The organism is Mesorhizobium sp. 1M-11, assembly GCF_001303895.1.
Taxonomy (GTDB): Bacteria; Pseudomonadota; Alphaproteobacteria; order Rhizobiales; family Rhizobiaceae; genus Mesorhizobium.
The window spans coordinates 88282-102789 of the sequence record NZ_LJSD01000011.1 but is presented as its reverse complement, the minus strand read 5'-3'; the positions used below and the strand labels follow the sequence as shown (position 1 = coordinate 102789).

15 protein-coding genes are annotated in these 14508 nt (G+C 60.7%); 11 read left to right on the top strand and 4 right to left on the bottom strand.

The window, feature by feature from the left end:
- Positions 1–65 precede the first annotated feature (65 nt).
- The 8 genes from AO692_RS04220 (at position 66) to AO692_RS04185 (ending at position 8836) form a co-directional block, all read left to right on the top strand.
- Positions 66–797 (top strand): hypothetical protein, encoded by a 732-nt coding sequence (locus tag AO692_RS04220; RefSeq protein WP_054308792.1) that lies wholly within the window; start codon positions 66–68, stop codon positions 795–797.
- A 338-nt stretch (positions 798–1135) separates the two neighbouring features.
- Positions 1136–2281 carry a porin gene (locus AO692_RS04215; protein WP_054308791.1) on the top strand — a complete coding sequence of 382 codons (1146 nt, stop codon included), beginning with the start codon at positions 1136–1138 and terminating at the stop codon, positions 2279–2281.
- Positions 2282–2404: 123 nt separating this feature from the next.
- Complete coding sequence (gene recO / locus AO692_RS04210) at positions 2405–3166, top strand: DNA repair protein RecO (protein ID WP_054308790.1); 762 nt, start codon at positions 2405–2407, stop codon at positions 3164–3166.
- Positions 3163–3681 carry a PaaI family thioesterase gene (locus AO692_RS04205; RefSeq protein ID WP_054308789.1) on the top strand — a complete coding sequence of 173 codons (519 nt, stop codon included), beginning with the start codon at positions 3163–3165 and terminating at the stop codon, positions 3679–3681. Before recO ends, AO692_RS04205 begins: the two co-directional genes overlap by 4 nt.
- Before the next feature lie 45 nt (positions 3682–3726).
- Complete coding sequence (locus AO692_RS04200; RefSeq protein WP_054308788.1) at positions 3727–6456, top strand: DUF2339 domain-containing protein; 2730 nt, start codon at positions 3727–3729, stop codon at positions 6454–6456.
- Positions 6457–6695: 239 nt separating this feature from the next.
- Entirely contained in the window at positions 6696–7319 is a 624-nt protein-coding gene (locus tag AO692_RS04195) for an outer membrane protein (protein WP_054308787.1), read from the top strand.
- Between the two features lie 210 nt (positions 7320–7529).
- A complete protein-coding gene (locus AO692_RS04190) occupies positions 7530–8048 on the top strand; it encodes an RNA polymerase sigma factor (RefSeq protein WP_054308786.1) in 519 nt (172 codons plus the stop codon).
- Entirely contained in the window at positions 8045–8836 is a 792-nt protein-coding gene (locus AO692_RS04185) for an anti-sigma factor (protein WP_054308785.1), read from the top strand. Before AO692_RS04190 ends, AO692_RS04185 begins: the two co-directional genes overlap by 4 nt.
- A gap of 24 nt (positions 8837–8860) precedes the next feature.
- Here AO692_RS04185 and AO692_RS04180 read toward each other — a convergent pair whose 3' ends face one another.
- On the bottom strand, positions 8861–9493 hold the full coding sequence (locus tag AO692_RS04180; protein WP_054308784.1) for a hypothetical protein: 633 nt from the start codon (positions 9491–9493) through the stop codon (positions 8861–8863).
- A 23-nt stretch (positions 9494–9516) separates the two neighbouring features.
- On the opposite strand from AO692_RS04180, the gene AO692_RS04175 reads away from it, so the two are divergent.
- Together AO692_RS04175 and AO692_RS04170 are read left to right on the top strand one after the other, a co-directional pair.
- The gene (locus AO692_RS04175) at positions 9517–10623 is read left to right on the top strand and encodes a peptidase C39 family protein (RefSeq protein ID WP_054308783.1); all 1107 of its coding nucleotides are present in this window, start codon (positions 9517–9519) and stop codon (positions 10621–10623) included.
- Complete coding sequence (locus AO692_RS04170; protein ID WP_054308782.1) at positions 10620–12083, top strand: RimK family protein; 1464 nt, start codon at positions 10620–10622, stop codon at positions 12081–12083. The genes AO692_RS04175 and AO692_RS04170 overlap by 4 nt, the downstream gene beginning before the upstream one ends.
- Here the strand turns inward: AO692_RS04170 and AO692_RS04165 are convergent.
- Entirely contained in the window at positions 12080–12460 is a 381-nt protein-coding gene (locus tag AO692_RS04165) for a helix-turn-helix domain-containing protein (RefSeq protein WP_054308781.1), read from the bottom strand. The genes AO692_RS04170 and AO692_RS04165 overlap by 4 nt on opposite strands.
- A gap of 92 nt (positions 12461–12552) precedes the next feature.
- Here AO692_RS04165 and AO692_RS04160 point away from each other — a divergent pair, with 92 nt between their 5' ends.
- The gene (locus AO692_RS04160; RefSeq protein ID WP_054308780.1) at positions 12553–12870 is read left to right on the top strand and encodes a multidrug efflux SMR transporter; all 318 of its coding nucleotides are present in this window, start codon (positions 12553–12555) and stop codon (positions 12868–12870) included.
- Between the two features lie 105 nt (positions 12871–12975).
- Here the strand turns inward: AO692_RS04160 and AO692_RS04155 are convergent, their stop codons facing one another.
- Together AO692_RS04155 and AO692_RS04150 are read right to left on the bottom strand one after the other, a co-directional pair.
- Entirely contained in the window at positions 12976–13587 is a 612-nt protein-coding gene (locus tag AO692_RS04155; protein ID WP_054308779.1) for an HD family hydrolase, read from the bottom strand.
- Positions 13584–14447, bottom strand: a complete 864-nt coding sequence (locus tag AO692_RS04150; protein WP_054308778.1) for a folate-binding protein YgfZ — start codon at positions 14445–14447, stop codon at positions 13584–13586. Before AO692_RS04150 ends, AO692_RS04155 begins: the two co-directional genes overlap by 4 nt.
- Between the last annotated feature and the right edge of the window lie 61 nt (positions 14448–14508).

The window sequence follows — 14508 nt, the reverse complement described above, 5'->3', positions numbered from 1 at the left end:
GCAAATATAGCCGTCAGCGTCCCGGTGCCGGCCATCGTGCCCGGGGCGATGGCGGATTGATGCGAATGAATGAATTGACCAGCGCGACGAGTGGTGCCGCACGATCCGAATTGGAACGTCTTGCAGCGGCCGAGCTTGAACGTGTCTTGCGCAACAGCGCTGGCGCGGTCGGCGAGGAGGCTGTCCGCCCGGCTGCGGTGGTTGGCGGCAGCATAGCCGCGGCCATCGTCAATCTCGCGCCGCGCCAACGCCGTGTGCTTGGGCCGGCGTTGAAGGATCCTTCGAAGCTTGCAGCAAAAATAATCAAGCTCTTGCTCGTGGACGCCGCTCAGACGCTGGAAACGGCTGTATCGGTGCCCGGTTTCGATTCGACAGCATCTCCAACCGAATCCGATTTTGGGCTTTCAGCGCAGCGCAATGGCCTGGCTTCCGTCCTGATCGAAGAATGGGCCGGGCAGGTGGCTGGTTCGACCCATCTTGAGGAGGCGCTGCGTATTCCGCGCTCGACCTTGCACCGCTGGCAGCGGCGTGGCGAGGTAATCGCATTGCGCACGGGCGGCAGGAAACATGTTTTCCCGCTTGCCCAGTTTGTTGATGGCCGGCCGGTGTCCGGGATTCGTGAAGTGCTCGCGCTGATCGGTCATCCGAGAGCGACCTGGTCATGGCTCGTGCGGGCGACATCGGAGTTCGACGGCGAGGCCCCGATCGCACTGCTGGTCAAGGATCGCGCGCAAGATGTCATCCGTGCTGCCGAAGCCTTTTCTGCGAGGGTGGACAAACCTGTCCAAGCCGGCTGACCGCAGATTTTTCAGCGTTTCGATCCACTGATTTTTGTTAGCCGCATAAATTGTCATCGGCAAACAATCGAACTTTTATGACAGTTTTCTGTCGATGTGTCGTTTGTGCCAAAACTCGTTTAAAATCAATGATTTAGTGGCAAATATACAACAAGCCGGAGTCAAGTTCTCCTCCTTGGTATTGTGCGCTGCAATATTCGTTGAAAGCGAAAATGCGATGCGTATTGTCCCGGCCGAAAGGGGTGCTCAGGCGTCGTCTTTCAAGTGGCGGTTGGTGGCAATGGCCCTCAGCCAGAAATCTGAAAACATATTTTTGAAATTGACTGGAGAGGTCAAAAATGAACATCAAGAGCCTCCTTCTCGGCTCGGCTGCGGCTCTGCTCGCAGTTTCCGGCGCTCGCGCCGCCGACGCTGTTGTGGTCGCCGAGCCAGAACCCGCTGAATACGTCAAGATCTGCGACGTCTACGGTGCCGGCTATTTCTATATCCCGGGCACCGAGACCTGCCTGCGCGTTGGCGGTTACATCCGCTACGATGCCGGCTTCGGCGACCGTGGCTCGCTCGATGGCTCGACGGCCACCGACCGTCTCGACGGCGACCAGCAAGATACCTACTACAAGAACGCGCGTTTCGCGCTCAGGACCTGGACCGGCCAGGAAACCGAGCTCGGCACCCTAAAGACCTTCACCGAAACCCGTTTCCAGTTCGGCAACACCAACACCAACGGTGACGCCGTGAACAAGTCGGTTTCGCTGAACTTCGCCTGGATCCAGCTCGGTGGTCTGCGCGTTGGTAAGGACGAAACGGCATTCGATTCGTTCATCGGCTACGCCGGCAACGTCATCCAGGACACGCTGATTCCCTACGGTGGCAAGGACACCAACCTGATCAGCTACACCTTCGAGGCCGGCAACGGTTTCTCGGCGATCGTGTCGCTGGAACAGGGTTCGGGCAGCTATTCGCGTGTTAGGCGCGTGGGTGACACCTGGCTTGCGGACAACAACACCATCGACAGCTACGTCCCGCATGTGGTTGGCGGTCTGAAGTACAAGGGCGACTGGGGTTCGATCACCGGCGTCGCCGCCTACAACAGCGCCTACGAAGAATGGGCCGGCAAGGTCCGCCTCGACGTGAACGCGACCAGCGAACTCACTCTCTTCGTCATGGCTGGTTATGGCTCCGACGACAACATCGATCGCAACCAGTACAAGCCTTGGGGCGGCAACTGGGCTGTCTGGGGCGGCGGCACCTACAAGTTCGACTCCAAGACCAAGTTCAACGCTCAGGTCTCGTATGACGATAACCGTACTCTCGCTCTCGCAGCCAACGTTGCTTACGAGATCGTTCCGGGCTTCGTGATCACGCCTGAAGTGAACTTCGTTCACGAGGGCAGGTTCGGCAAGGCTGACTATCTCGGCAGCTGGACCCGCGCCGACTCGAAGAACAGCGTCGGCGGTATCGTCCGCTTCCAGCGCAACTTCTAATCGACCTCCAGTCGATTTCTGCGGTCCGCGGCATTCGCCGCGGGCCGTTTGTTTTGATGTGAGGCCTCATGGGGCGTCCGCCTCCTTCTTGATTTCGCGGCCGAAGCCGTCAAATCTCCCGCCATGGAATGGCGCGACGAGGGAATCATACTCGGCACCCGCAAGCATGGCGAAACCAGCGCCATCCTCGAGGTGATGACGCGCGCGCATGGCCGGCATCTCGGCTTGGTGCGCGGCGGTCGCGCGCGCAAGATGCAGCCGGTGCTGCAGGCAGGCAACCGGGTCGACCTGATCTGGCACGCCCGGCTCGACGAGCATCTCGGAACCTTTCAGGTTGAAGCCATCGAAATGAATGCCGCGCGGCTGATGGACAGCGCTGTCGCCGTCTACGGCCTGCAGCTGTTGGCGGCGAATCTCCGGCTTCTGCCGGAGCGCGATCCGCACGATGCGCTCTATGAAACGCTTTCGCTCATCATAGCGCATCTGGAGGATGCCGAGGTTGCCGGAGGGCTGGTTGCGCGATTTGAACTCATGATTCTTGATGAACTGGGTTTCGGTCTCGACCTTTCCGAATGTGCCGCGACCGGAACGAAAGAGAACCTGGCCTATGTCTCGCCGAAGTCGGGCAGGGCGGTTTCGCGTGAAGCTGGTGCGCCCTGGCACGACAAGATGCTGGCGCTACCCACTTTTCTGCAGCGTGGCGCCGGGCTGAACGCGGATCTTGTCGCGGTTGAGCAGGCCTTCCGCCTGACCTCTTTCTTTTTCGCCCGCCATGTCTACGAACCGCGTGGTGTCGAACCGCCCGATGCCCGCTCCGGCTTCATTGCCGCTTTGCGGAAGCATCACGCTGTTCATGGCACCTCCAAGGGAGATACCGCCGCATGAGTGCCGTTGAACTCTATCCCGGCCGGATTTCGCCCATGGGCGTTGGCACCATTCCGCATGCCGACATGCTGACCCATACGGGGCTTGAGCTGCTGCGTCGTGTCATCGACGGCCGCTATCCAGCGCCGCCTATGGCCTACCAACTGAGTTTTGCCCTTACCGAGGCGGAGGAGGGGCGCGTCGTCTTTCGCGGCATGCCCAACGAAAAGCACCTCAACCCGATGGGTGGGGTCCATGGCGGCTGGGCGGCGACCTTGCTCGATTCGGCGCTCGGCTGCGTGGTACAGACTTTGCTTGCCAAAGGCGAGGCTTACGCGACGGCGGAATTCAAGGTCAATCTCATGCGCCCGATCACGCCGAACACCGGCGAGGTGGTATGCGAGGGCAAGATCATGCACAAGGGCCGCACATTGGCCGTATCGGAAGCGACCATGAAGGACAGCGCCGGCAGGCTGCTGGCCTTCGGTACCGAGACCTGTTCGATCTTTTCGGTGGCCAATCTGGCTGCCCGATAGGCGTATTCGAGCGACAGGATAACGCGGCCTCAGGGGGATGCCACGGTGGATATTTTCAGCATTGTCGGTTTTGTCGTGTTGCTTGTCATCGTGGCTCGCCAGCGTTCACAGCTTGCCAGGATTGAACGCGAGCTCGGTAAGCTGCGCAAGCTGGTTGTGCCGGGGGATGCAGAATCTGCGTTGAAATCGGCCGAGGCGCTTGCGGCTGAGCCATCGCCATTGACCTCGAGTGAGGCTTTGCTCGAGGGCAGGCCGGACGGTGGTCCTCAGACCTCCGAACCGGAAGATGTGCAGGAAAATGCGGCATCTGGTCCGTGGGGAAGCCCAGCTGCAATTCGGGATGAGGAAACGGTTTCCGAGCCGACGAGAGAAGACGGCGCCGCGAACCCGGAAGAACAGACGAAGAAACCGGACATCGAAACTGCGCTCGGCACACGCTGGGCAGTATGGGTCGGTGGCGTCGCACTCGCCTTGGGCGGCCTTTTTCTGGTGCGTTACAGCATCGAGGCGGGCATATTCGGGCCGGGTGTGCGGCTCGCCATGGCGGCGATCCTTGGCCTTGTTCTGACTGGTGCCGGCGAATTCATCCGCCGTACCGGCTTCAAGGTGCCAACAGAAGGTGCCGCCGGTGCCTATATCCCGGCGATCCTGACCGCCGCTGGCGCCTTCACATTGTTCGGTACCGTTTATGCCGCGCATGGCATCTATGGCTTCATCGGCCCTGCGATGGCTTTTACATTGCTTGGGCTGATCGGTATCGCGACAATTGCAGCCGCGCTCGTGCATGGCCAGGCTCTTGCCGGCGTCGGGCTGCTTGGCGCCCTGGCAACGCCGATGCTCGTCGCCTCCCAATCGCCCAATCCATGGGCTCTGTTCGGCTATCTGGCGATCGTTCTCGCTGCGACTGGCTTCATTGCGCGCATCCGGAGATGGTCGCTGCTGATGGCGGCTGCCTTTGCCGGTGTCGGTTTGTGGATCGTGCTCTACATGGTCGAGGCGCCAATGCCTGGCTTCGGCGTCCTTGTCTTTATCAACCTCATTGTATTGGCCGTTCTTGGCCTTGTCTGGCTCGGCAACGAACCAGGTCCGGCTGAGATACGAGTGGGCTTCGATCTGACTTCGATCGCTCCAGCGATCTTCGTAGCGGTGGCAACGTTGCTGTTGTTCGCCGAGCCTCGTTTCGCCGACATTGGTGGCGCCTGGCCGGCAGCCGCTATCGTCGCGGCGATGATCGGCACAGCTTTGTTTCGACCGCGGGCCTTGCCTGTTCTTTATGGTGCCGCCCTGGCGACTGTCTTTGCCTATCTCAAGGTCACGCCATTGGCCGAGATGTCCATCGATCTTTCAGGTTATGCGACGATCGACACCGTGCCCGTAACCGTCGGGGCCGACGCTGCGATGATCCGTATTGGCGTCGTGCTTGGTCTGCTATTCTTGGGTGCGGGCCTGTGGAGCGCCAGGCGGCATATCGCATCAAGCCTCGCCCAGTCGGCCTCCTGGGCGGCATGGGCTGCGGTCGTACCCCTTGTGATCGTGCTGGCGCTTTGGGTGACCTTCGGCGATATCGATCGGGACTTCGTCTACGCGGCAGTCACTTTGCTGTTGCTTGCCGTTCTGGTGGCTGGCGGTGAATGGATCGCGCGGGCCGAAGAGCCTCCACTCACGGGTGGTTTGGCTGTTTCCTTTGCACTGGCAGGGGCAGGGCTCGCTGCCATTCTGATGCTGCACATGGCCTTCGGCTCGGGCCTGACCACCGTTCTGTTGGGCGCAGCGGCCGTCGTGCCAGCCTTGGCCACACGTTGGCGCAGCTATCCTGTTCTTGGTTGGCTCGCGGCTGGTGCGGTCGTGGCCGTTCTTGCCCGCATCGCCTTCGATCCGACCATCGTCGGTGCGGAGTTTCTGTCCCGGACCCCAGTCTTCAACTGGCTGTTGCCTGGTTATGGCGTGCCGGCAGTCGCATTCGGGTTTGCCGCGTGGCAACTGGCGCGCACCACCAATGGCCGTCCACGCCTTGTGATGGAAGCCGGAGCGGCACTGTTTGCCTTGCTTGGCGTCGCCATGCTGGTGCGTCATGCCATGCATGGCGGCGTCATCGACGACGGACATGTCTCGCTCGCCGAGCAGGCGATCTACACGCTGATAACGCTCGGCGCCGGCGCCATCCTGATCAGCATCGACATGCGCTCACCGAGTTCGGTTCTGCGCTATGGCTCACTGATTGCAGGCGTCGTGTCGGCGCTTACCATCGTCAGCCAGCATTTCATCATCCTCAACCCGCTGTTCACCGACGAATCGACCGGCCGGATTCCGGTGTTCAACCTGCTTTTCCTGGCCTATCTGCTGCCGGCCGCCGCTGCAGGGGCATTGGCTTATTATGCGCGCGGCAAGCGCCCGAAGTGGTATTCCGCCATGCTTGCCTTGATGGGGGCTTTGCTTGCCTTCGCCTTTGCGACCCTGTCGGTGCGACGGTTCTTCAAGGGCGAGTTCATCGGCCTGTGGAGCGGCATGGAGCAGGTCGAGACCTACAGCTATTCTGCGCTGTGGTTGTTGCTCGGCGTGGTGCTGCTGGTGGTCGGCGTTCGCTTCAGCTCGTATGTGCTGCGCATCGCTTCTGCGGCGTTGATCGCGATCGCCGTGCTGAAGGTCTTCCTGTTCGACATGTCGGAACTCGAAGGTGTGCTGCGTGCGCTCTCCTTCATCGGCCTTGGCGCCGTGCTCATCGGCATTGGCCTGTTCTACCAGCGGCTGCTGTCGCGTGCGCCGAGACAGGGTTAACCGGATTCAGAAATGCTTAAGGAATCTTACTGAAAGGTTACCCATAAATATTTGTTTTCGCTAAATTTTGCGCAATGTTGACGTAATCCATGGCGGCCATTGTGCCCATGCAACCAGCACGCTGGTGCACGGGGCCCGGCCGGCGGATTGCTTCCCCAGTCGCCGACCGGCCGTAAGCCCCGTCAACGGGCTGCGGAGCTAAATGCTCCGCAGCTCATTCATTTTCGGAGCTAAACATCATGTCCAAGCGAAATCTGTTTCTCGTCATGTTCGCTGGCCTTGCACCTTTCGCCATGCCGGTCATGGCGGCCGATTTCGTATCGGACCGGGCCTATTCGGACCCGGCCTACAATTGGTCGGGCAGCTATGTCGGCGGCCAGTTGGGTACGTCATCCTCGGGCTTTCCCAACCCGTTCTCCAGCAAGAGCGGCTGGCAGTTCGGTGGCCAGCTTGGCACCAACCTCCAGAGTGGTGCGTTCGTCTACGGTGCAGAACTTGACGGCTCTTACTCCAAGGGAACCAAGCACAGGCTGGACGATGGTGCCGAGCTGAAGCGCACCTGGACCGGTGCTGCCAAGGTTCGCGCCGGCGTCTCCTTCGACAAGACGCTGGTCTATGGCACCGCCGGCTATTCAATGACCAAGGTCAAGCCGGGCGGCACCGTCGCTTCGGGAGACAAGTGGGAAGGTGGCTACCTGCTCGGCGGTGGTATCGAGCAAGCATTTGCCGGCAACATCTCGGCCAAGGTCGAATACAACTATGTGAACTATGGTGACGTCGACTACACGTTGCGCAATGGCTCCAAGCGCTCGGACGATCTGAAGAGCCACACCGTCAAGATGGGGGTCAATTACCGCTTCTGATATCGCCTGACATTCGGTCTCTTCAACGCCGCTGGCTCCACGGGCCGGCGGCGTCATTTTTTGCAATCCTCGCAATTGGCTCGGGAATAATCCCTAAGTTGGCTTCGTTCTGCTCTTGAAGGCAACAAGCGGGTATGGCGCGGCTTGCGCTAGCCGGCGAAGGCGCGTTCAATCGCCGGGGCAACGGGAAAGATTGGCGAACCGCCACCCATGGACGACAGGAAGGCTGCGATCCTCGGCGAGATCCCGCGCTTGCGCCGCTACGCGCGTGCGCTTCTGCGCGATCGCGATTCCGCGGACGACCTTGTCCAGGATTGTCTCGAGCGTGCTCTGGCCAGGCTGGATAACTGGCAAACCGGCGAAAGCCCGAGGAAATGGCTGTTCACGATCATGCACCACCTTTTCATCGACCAGATGCGCAAGGTGAGCCGCCGCGGCGAAATGGCGATGCTGCCATTGGATGGCGATGAGGCGCTGGCGGTTCCTTCGGTCCAGGTCGAAAACATTGCCTCACGGGAAATCCTCGACGCCTTGCAGGCGATCGCTCCCGAGCGTCGGGCGGCGATCGTGACCGTTGCCATCGAAGGCTTCTCTTATGCCGAGGCGGCCAATATTCTGGGTATCCCCGCAGGCACGCTGATGTCACGGATTTCGCGCGGCCGGGAGGATTTGCGGGCTCTGCTCGATGACCGTGCGCGACGCCGTTCGCTGAAAGTGGTCGAGAAATGACCGCGCGCGACTTCACCGAACGGGACATCCATCTGGCACTCGACGGCGAGCTGCCCGACGAGGAGCGCGCCGCTTTCGAGGCGTGGCTCGAGGCCAACCCTGAGATGAAGGCCAGGAACAACCGTTTCGGCACGGATCGGGAAGCACTGCGCCTCGCCTTGGCAGATGCCCTTGATGAGCCGGTTCCGGCGCGTTTCACCAAGTTGGTTGTCGGCGATCCCGGCACGCGAATGCTGCAACGTTCCCGCTGGTGGCAGGCTGCTGCGGCTGCGGTTCTATTGGCGACAGGCGCTGCCGGCGGTTACGTCGCCGGGACGCGCGGCATTGGCACGGAAGATGCTGTGGCGGACCGGTTCGCCGAGGAAGCCGTTGCAGCCTACGTCGTCTATGCAGCCGAGAAGCGTCATGCTGTCGAGGTGCCGGCCGCGGACGGGGAACATATGCGCAGTTGGTTGTCGGCGCGGATTGGGCTGCGGCTGGTAACGCCGGATCTGACCGCTGACGGCTTCCAGCTGGTCGGAGGTAGATTGCTGCCGGCCGGCACGGGCAAGGCGGCGATGCTGCTCTACGAGGATGCCGAGGGCAACCGCATCTCGCTCTTCGTGACCTCGGAATCGGGCAGCTATGCCAAGGGTACCTATGCCGAAAGGAATGGTCCAACGGCTGTGTACTGGCTCGACAAGGGCTATGGCTGCGCTGTTGTCGGCGCGTTGCCGCAGGAACGGCTCGCGATCGTGGCCCGCAATGCCTATCGCCAGTTGATCGAAGGCGCTGAAAGCAAGGTCTGAGCGAGCCCGCCAACACGTCCGGATCTATTGGCAGATCAGAGGATCGCGCTCCGCTCGCATTTGTTCCCCGACAGCTCCGGCCATATTGGCGGCAATGGGCATGCAGGCCAGCGCGCAGAGGACGGCGAGCACCAGATTCAACTGATTTCGAAAATAGTAGCCGTTCATTGCTGCACCGGCGCCGTAGATGAGCAGGGTGGGGATCGCGAACAGAAAAACCGAGATCGGCCCGTCACAATCGAGTGCATCCACCCCCCAGGCTTTGTATTCGTTCGCCGGCGCCGTCACAGCAGCCAATGCACCTGGAATGGCGGCAACCAGAACGGCAATGCCGAACCAGCCGAGCCATTTCGGCCAGGGGCGGGAGTGTCGACCACAGCTGATCATGGCCTTTGGTTGCACAGCTGCAGCCGGCAGCAAAGTCCGGTCTAGATTTTCCTGTTTGGCATGCTGAGCGCTCGAGCGCATACCTGCTCTGGATGGTCGGCCGAATTCCGCTTTCGGCGCGAGCCGCATCCAGAAAAAGGAAGTATTCGACGTCTTGGCAAGCAGGTCGAATCGGTCACAATTCAGCCGAAATCGAAGCGCGAAACGCTGGCCATGCGTCGGCTTTCCCGTCGGCGTGATCGACGTTTCGATAGGCTCCTTTCCTGCCACGTACTGAGGTTTTTCAAGCCTTCATGCCTGCCGAAGTCCGCACGGCCCGCACCTCCGACGTCGATGTTCTCGCCGCCATCGAAAACGCCGTCTTTGCAACTGACCGGATATCGCGCCGATCCTTCCGCCAGTTCATCGAACGCGAAACCGCCGAGACGCTGATCGCTGAAAGCGATGGCAAGATCGCAGGCTATGCGATCATCCTGTTTCGCAAGGGCAGCCGCGTGGCACGGCTCTATTCGCTGGCTACCGACCCTGGTTTCGGCGGGTTAGGCATCGGTCGCCTGCTGCTGGAAGCAGCGGAGGACACCGCCTTCGAGCACGATCGTATGATGCTGCGTCTGGAAGTGCGCGAGGACAATTCGCGCGCCATCCGCATCTATGAACAAGCGGGTTATCGCAAGATCGGTCGTGAAAGCGACTACTATGAGGATGGCGCGGCGGCGTTGCGCTACGAAAAGATGCTGCGTGGCCATGTGCAGGTGGCAACTTCCGTGCCGTTTTACGAGCAGACCTGCGATTTCACCTGTGGTCCTTGCTGTCTGATGATGACGATGGCGCATTTCGACACCGGATTTCGGCCCGATCCGGTCATGGAAGTGCGGTTGTGGCGGGAAGCAACCACTGTCTTCATGATGTCTGGTCCCGGTGGCTGTGAGCCGTTCGGGTTGGCGGTGGCGGCTTACGAATACGGGCTTTCAGCCGAGATTTTTGTCTCGTTCGACGGGCCGCTGTTCCTGCAGTCGGTGCGCAGCGCCGAGAAGCGCCGGGTCATGGAATTGGCGCAGATCGATTTCCAGCGCCGTGCCAGGGAATACGGCATTCCGGTGCAGTACAGTGCCTTTTCCATCGACGATGTCCGCGCGGCGATCGCTGCCGGCAGGTTGGTCGTGGTCCTGATCAGCGGCTTCCTGATGTTCGGCAAGAAGGTCCCTCACTGGGTTCTGGCCATTGGCGACGACGGCGACCATATCCTCATCCACGACCCATGGGTCGAAGACGAGCGGGAAGAAACGCAGGCGGATGCCGCCAACATTCCGGTGCCTTACGACATCTTCATTTCCATGGCGCAGTTCGGTCGCGACGGACTGCGCGCCGCCATCATACTTGGAGCGCGCGAGAAACAATGACCTGGGTCATCCTCACCGGCAGGCAGAACGATCTCGACCAGGTGGCGACACCGCACAAGGTCATCACCAACCGGGACTATCTAGCCCATCCGGCCCTGTTCCGCGGCCAGCGCCCGAAGGTCATCAACCTTTCCAACCGCTATGACTACCAGAGCCGCGGCTACTACGCCTCGCTGCTGGCGAGCTCGCGCGGCCACAAGGTTATCCCGACCGTCGAGACGATGATCGATCTCTCCGAGCGCAAGCTCTATGAGCATGCGCTGCCGGAGCTGGAACTGGCATTGAACAAGTGCCGCAAGGATCTCGGCGGCGCCTTCCCGGCCAAGGTACACATCTTCTTCGGCATCGGTCCCGGCAAGGCCTGGGATCGTTTTGCCAAGCTCCTGTTCGATTGGTTCCGGGCGCCGGCACTGGAGGTGGCGGTAACCGACGCGGGCGAGTGGGCGACGATCCGCAAGATAGGCTTCTACCCGTTGGCACGTATGACGGAAGAGGAGGAAAAACGCTTCCTTGAATGCCTCGATGTCTACACCGGCCGCGAATGGCGCGACAGCAAGGCACGCACTCCGGCACGCTACACTTTCGCAACGCTCGTCGATCCGCATGAGCAGCTGCCGCCCTCGGCGATCTCTTCGCTGCGCTATTGGGCCCGCATCGCCGAAAAGATGGGCGTGGAGGTCGAGCCGATCACAAAGAAAGATCTGGCCAAGGTCGCCAACTACGACGCGCTGTTCATCCGCGAGACCACGTCGATTTCTAATCACACCTACCGCTTCGCGCGCCGTGCCCAGCAGGAGGGCATGCCGGTGATCGACGATCCTCTGTCGATGATCCGCTGCACCAACAAGGTCTATCTGAACGAGTTGATGGCTTTCAACGACGTGCCGGTGCCGCCCACCGTGATGATCGCCGGCCCGTCTGACCTGGAAGTGGCTGCCGACACGCTTGGTTTTCCGCTGGTCCTCAAAATACCCGACAGCGCGTTCTCGCGTGGCGTCAAGAAATGCAAGGATTTCGGTGAGTTGAAGAAGCTGGCGACGGACTGGCTGGAGGATTCCGACCTGCTCGTCGCGCAGAAGTTCATCCCGACCGACTATGACTGGCGTATTGGCGTGCTGGGCGGCGAGCCGCTGTTTGCCGTGCAGTATCTGATGGCCAAGCAGCACTGGCAGATCGTCAATCACGACCGCGCCGGCAAGCCCGACGAGGGTGGTTTCAAGACCTTTACCCTGAAGGATGCACCGGCACATGCGGTGCAGACGGCAGTGAAGGCCGCTCGGTGTATCGGTGATGGCCTCTATGGCGTCGACTTGAAAGAAACCAAGGATGGGGTCTTCGTCATCGAGGTCAACGACAACCCGAATCTCGACCATGGCTGCGAAGACACCGGCGAGAAAGACGAGGTCTGGGTGCGGCTGACACAATGGTTCCTCGACAGCCTTGAGCGGCAAGGGCGCTAGGCGGTTTCTGTTCGTGCCCGGTGGTCGGCGTCGAAGCGCTCGCGTGCGGCATCGAGATCACTCGAATGACGCTCCGCCCAGCGGTCAAGCGTGATCAGCGCTTCGCTGAGCGAGTTGCCGAGAGCGCTTAGCCTGTATTCGACATGCGGCGGCACGGTTTGCATGTCCTGCCGGATCACCAGTCCGTTGCGTTCCAGGTCCTTTAGCGTCTGCGTCAGCATCTTCTGCGAAATACCACCGATTTTCCTCAGCAGCGCGCTGTTGCGCATCGGCCCTCTGGATAAAGCCGGCAAGATCAGCATCGCCCATTTCGAGGCGATCAGTTCCAGCGCATCCCGCGCGGAACAGGCAGAATCATAAACATTTGGCGCAGCCATTAAAAACCTATAGGCACCAAAAGGTGCGTAATTGCTCTTTGGTTCCTATTAACACACATGAGCTCGCATCTGAATATCAAAGGAGGGCCGGAATGGCTTGGTTGCTGCTTCTTGTAGCGAGCGTCATCGAAATCGCGATGGGGGTTTCGCTGAAATATGCCGAGGGCTGGACGCGGTTCTGGCCGAGTGTCGGCGGCATTTTCTTCGCGCTGCTCAGCGTCTTCGTCCTGACTTTCGCCATGCGCCACCTGCCGGCAGGCACTGCTTACGCTGTGTGGACAGGTATCGGTGCGGTTGGCATCGCGACCCTCGGCATGGTGCTGTTCGGCGATCCGGCCACACCACTCAGAGTCGGTTGTATCGCGCTTATCATTGTCGGCGTGGTCGGCTTGCGCTTCGTGGAAGGCTGAATCTAGAGCGTTTCCGTTTTTCACGGAAACGCGGAAACGCTCTAACTTTTTGTTTTTTCGCAATTCCGGACGGAAAACCGTTGCACACTTTTTCCTGGAATTGCCCTACCGCAAATCGGCTTCGATCTTGTGGAAGCGGGCCATGAACGCCTTTTCCACCTGTCGCGCTGGCTTGGGCGTGAGGTCGAACTGGTCGGTGGAAAATCCGCGGGGGCGGCCGAAGAACTCCGCTGCCTCCGCCAACCCAAAGCCGGCCAGCGTTGTCGCCTCGAAATAGGCGGCGATCTGGTCGGCGCGCTTGATATCCTTCTTCAGGCCCTGACCTATCGAAGCCGGCAATCCGTAGCGCAGATGAATGGCATGCTGCAGCCGTTCCTCGCAGGTTTTGTAGCCGCCGCCCACCACGGATTTGAACGGCGAGATCATGTCGCCGATGACATATTCAGGCGCATCGTGCAGCAACGCCGTCAGTTGTGCAGCCGGTGGCGCTGACGGAACGATGGTGCGGAAAATCTCTTCGACCAGCAGTGAGTGTTGAGCCACCGAAAAGGCATGATCCCCGGAGGTCTGGCCATTCCAGCGCGCGACGCGGGCAAGGCCATGCGCGATATCGCCGATCTCGATGTCGAGTGGGGAAGGGTCGAGCAGGTCGAGCCTTCGTCCCGACAGCATGCGCTGCCAGGCTCGCGGCGGCGCGCCGATACGGTCCGCCATCAGGCGTCTTCCGCGCTGGCGGCCTCAGGGAAGGTGAAGCGTGCCCAACCGGGAATGGAGAGCGATACGGCGACACCGCCAGCGCTGATTTCCTGGCTGGCGTCCATCGCCGCCTTGACGCGGTCGATACGGGCAATGGCCAGGCCGCGTGTGCCTGACACTGAGCCGAGCGTACCGACGGGGCGGCCGCCGACCGTCAACTCCGTGCCCGAGGCGGGCAGGGCACCGGCAGCCTCCACCAGCAGCACGCGTCGGCGAGCTGTACCGCGATGTTGCATGCGCGAAACCACTTCCTGGCCAATGAAGCAGCCTTTCTTGAAGCCGATGCCGTCCAATTGGTCGAGCAGCACATCATGCGGAAAGGCGTCGTTCAGCGCGTAGTCCGGACCGCTTTCGGCCACACCCTGTGAAAGGCGGAAGGCATCCCAGTCAGCCAGCGTGGCATCTGCGGCGGGCAATGGCGTTTCGTAGAAGCGGATCACGGGAAGGTTGAAGCGGCGGTCGTATACGCCGGTGCTTGAATCATTTTGCGAAGCGGTTGAATCAGCCTGCCACGAAACGGCAACAACGTCCTGTTCCTGCTTGGAAATATCGACCTTGGCGCGCAGCCGGTAGAACATCAGCCGCTTGATGAAATCGTCGGCGATATCGGCGCGGCATTCCAGCCGAAAGGCATCTTCGCCGACGCGGGAGACCAGGAAATCGAACAGGATCTTGCCTTGCGGCGCCAGCAGCGCGCCCGGTTTGGCTTCGCCTTGACCAAGCACGTCGAGATCGACGGTCAGGATATTTTGCAGGAAGTGTTCGGCTTCAAGGCCGGAAACGGAGACAAGGGCGCGGTCAGCGAGAAGGGTTGTCGGCATGGGCCTGATCTTGCATTTCGAAGAGCCATTACGTAAGCCGCAGGCAATTCCCACACAAGGG

What these genes read in the sequence shown, in the direction of transcription:
- AO692_RS04170 (WP_054308782.1), top strand. Translation starts at nt 10,620, where the DNA reads ATGACCTGGGTCATCCTCACCGGCAGGCAGAACGATCTCGACCAGGTG.
- AO692_RS04165 (WP_054308781.1), bottom strand. Translation starts at nt 12,460, where the DNA reads ATGGCTGCGCCAAATGTTTATGATTCTGCCTGTTCCGCGCGGGATGCG.
- AO692_RS04175 (WP_054308783.1), top strand. Translation starts at nt 9,517, where the DNA reads ATGCCTGCCGAAGTCCGCACGGCCCGCACCTCCGACGTCGATGTTCTC.
- recO (WP_054308790.1), top strand. Translation starts at nt 2,405, where the DNA reads ATGGAATGGCGCGACGAGGGAATCATACTCGGCACCCGCAAGCATGGC.
- AO692_RS04215 (WP_054308791.1), top strand. Translation starts at nt 1,136, where the DNA reads ATGAACATCAAGAGCCTCCTTCTCGGCTCGGCTGCGGCTCTGCTCGCA.
- AO692_RS04160 (WP_054308780.1), top strand. Translation starts at nt 12,553, where the DNA reads ATGGCTTGGTTGCTGCTTCTTGTAGCGAGCGTCATCGAAATCGCGATG.
- AO692_RS04190 (WP_054308786.1), top strand. Translation starts at nt 7,530, where the DNA reads ATGGACGACAGGAAGGCTGCGATCCTCGGCGAGATCCCGCGCTTGCGC.
- AO692_RS04185 (WP_054308785.1), top strand. Translation starts at nt 8,045, where the DNA reads ATGACCGCGCGCGACTTCACCGAACGGGACATCCATCTGGCACTCGAC.
- AO692_RS04150 (WP_054308778.1), bottom strand. Translation starts at nt 14,447, where the DNA reads ATGCCGACAACCCTTCTCGCTGACCGCGCCCTTGTCTCCGTTTCCGGC.
- AO692_RS04195 (WP_054308787.1), top strand. Translation starts at nt 6,696, where the DNA reads ATGTCCAAGCGAAATCTGTTTCTCGTCATGTTCGCTGGCCTTGCACCT.
- AO692_RS04220 (WP_054308792.1), top strand. Translation starts at nt 66, where the DNA reads ATGAATGAATTGACCAGCGCGACGAGTGGTGCCGCACGATCCGAATTG.
- AO692_RS04205 (WP_054308789.1), top strand. Translation starts at nt 3,163, where the DNA reads ATGAGTGCCGTTGAACTCTATCCCGGCCGGATTTCGCCCATGGGCGTT.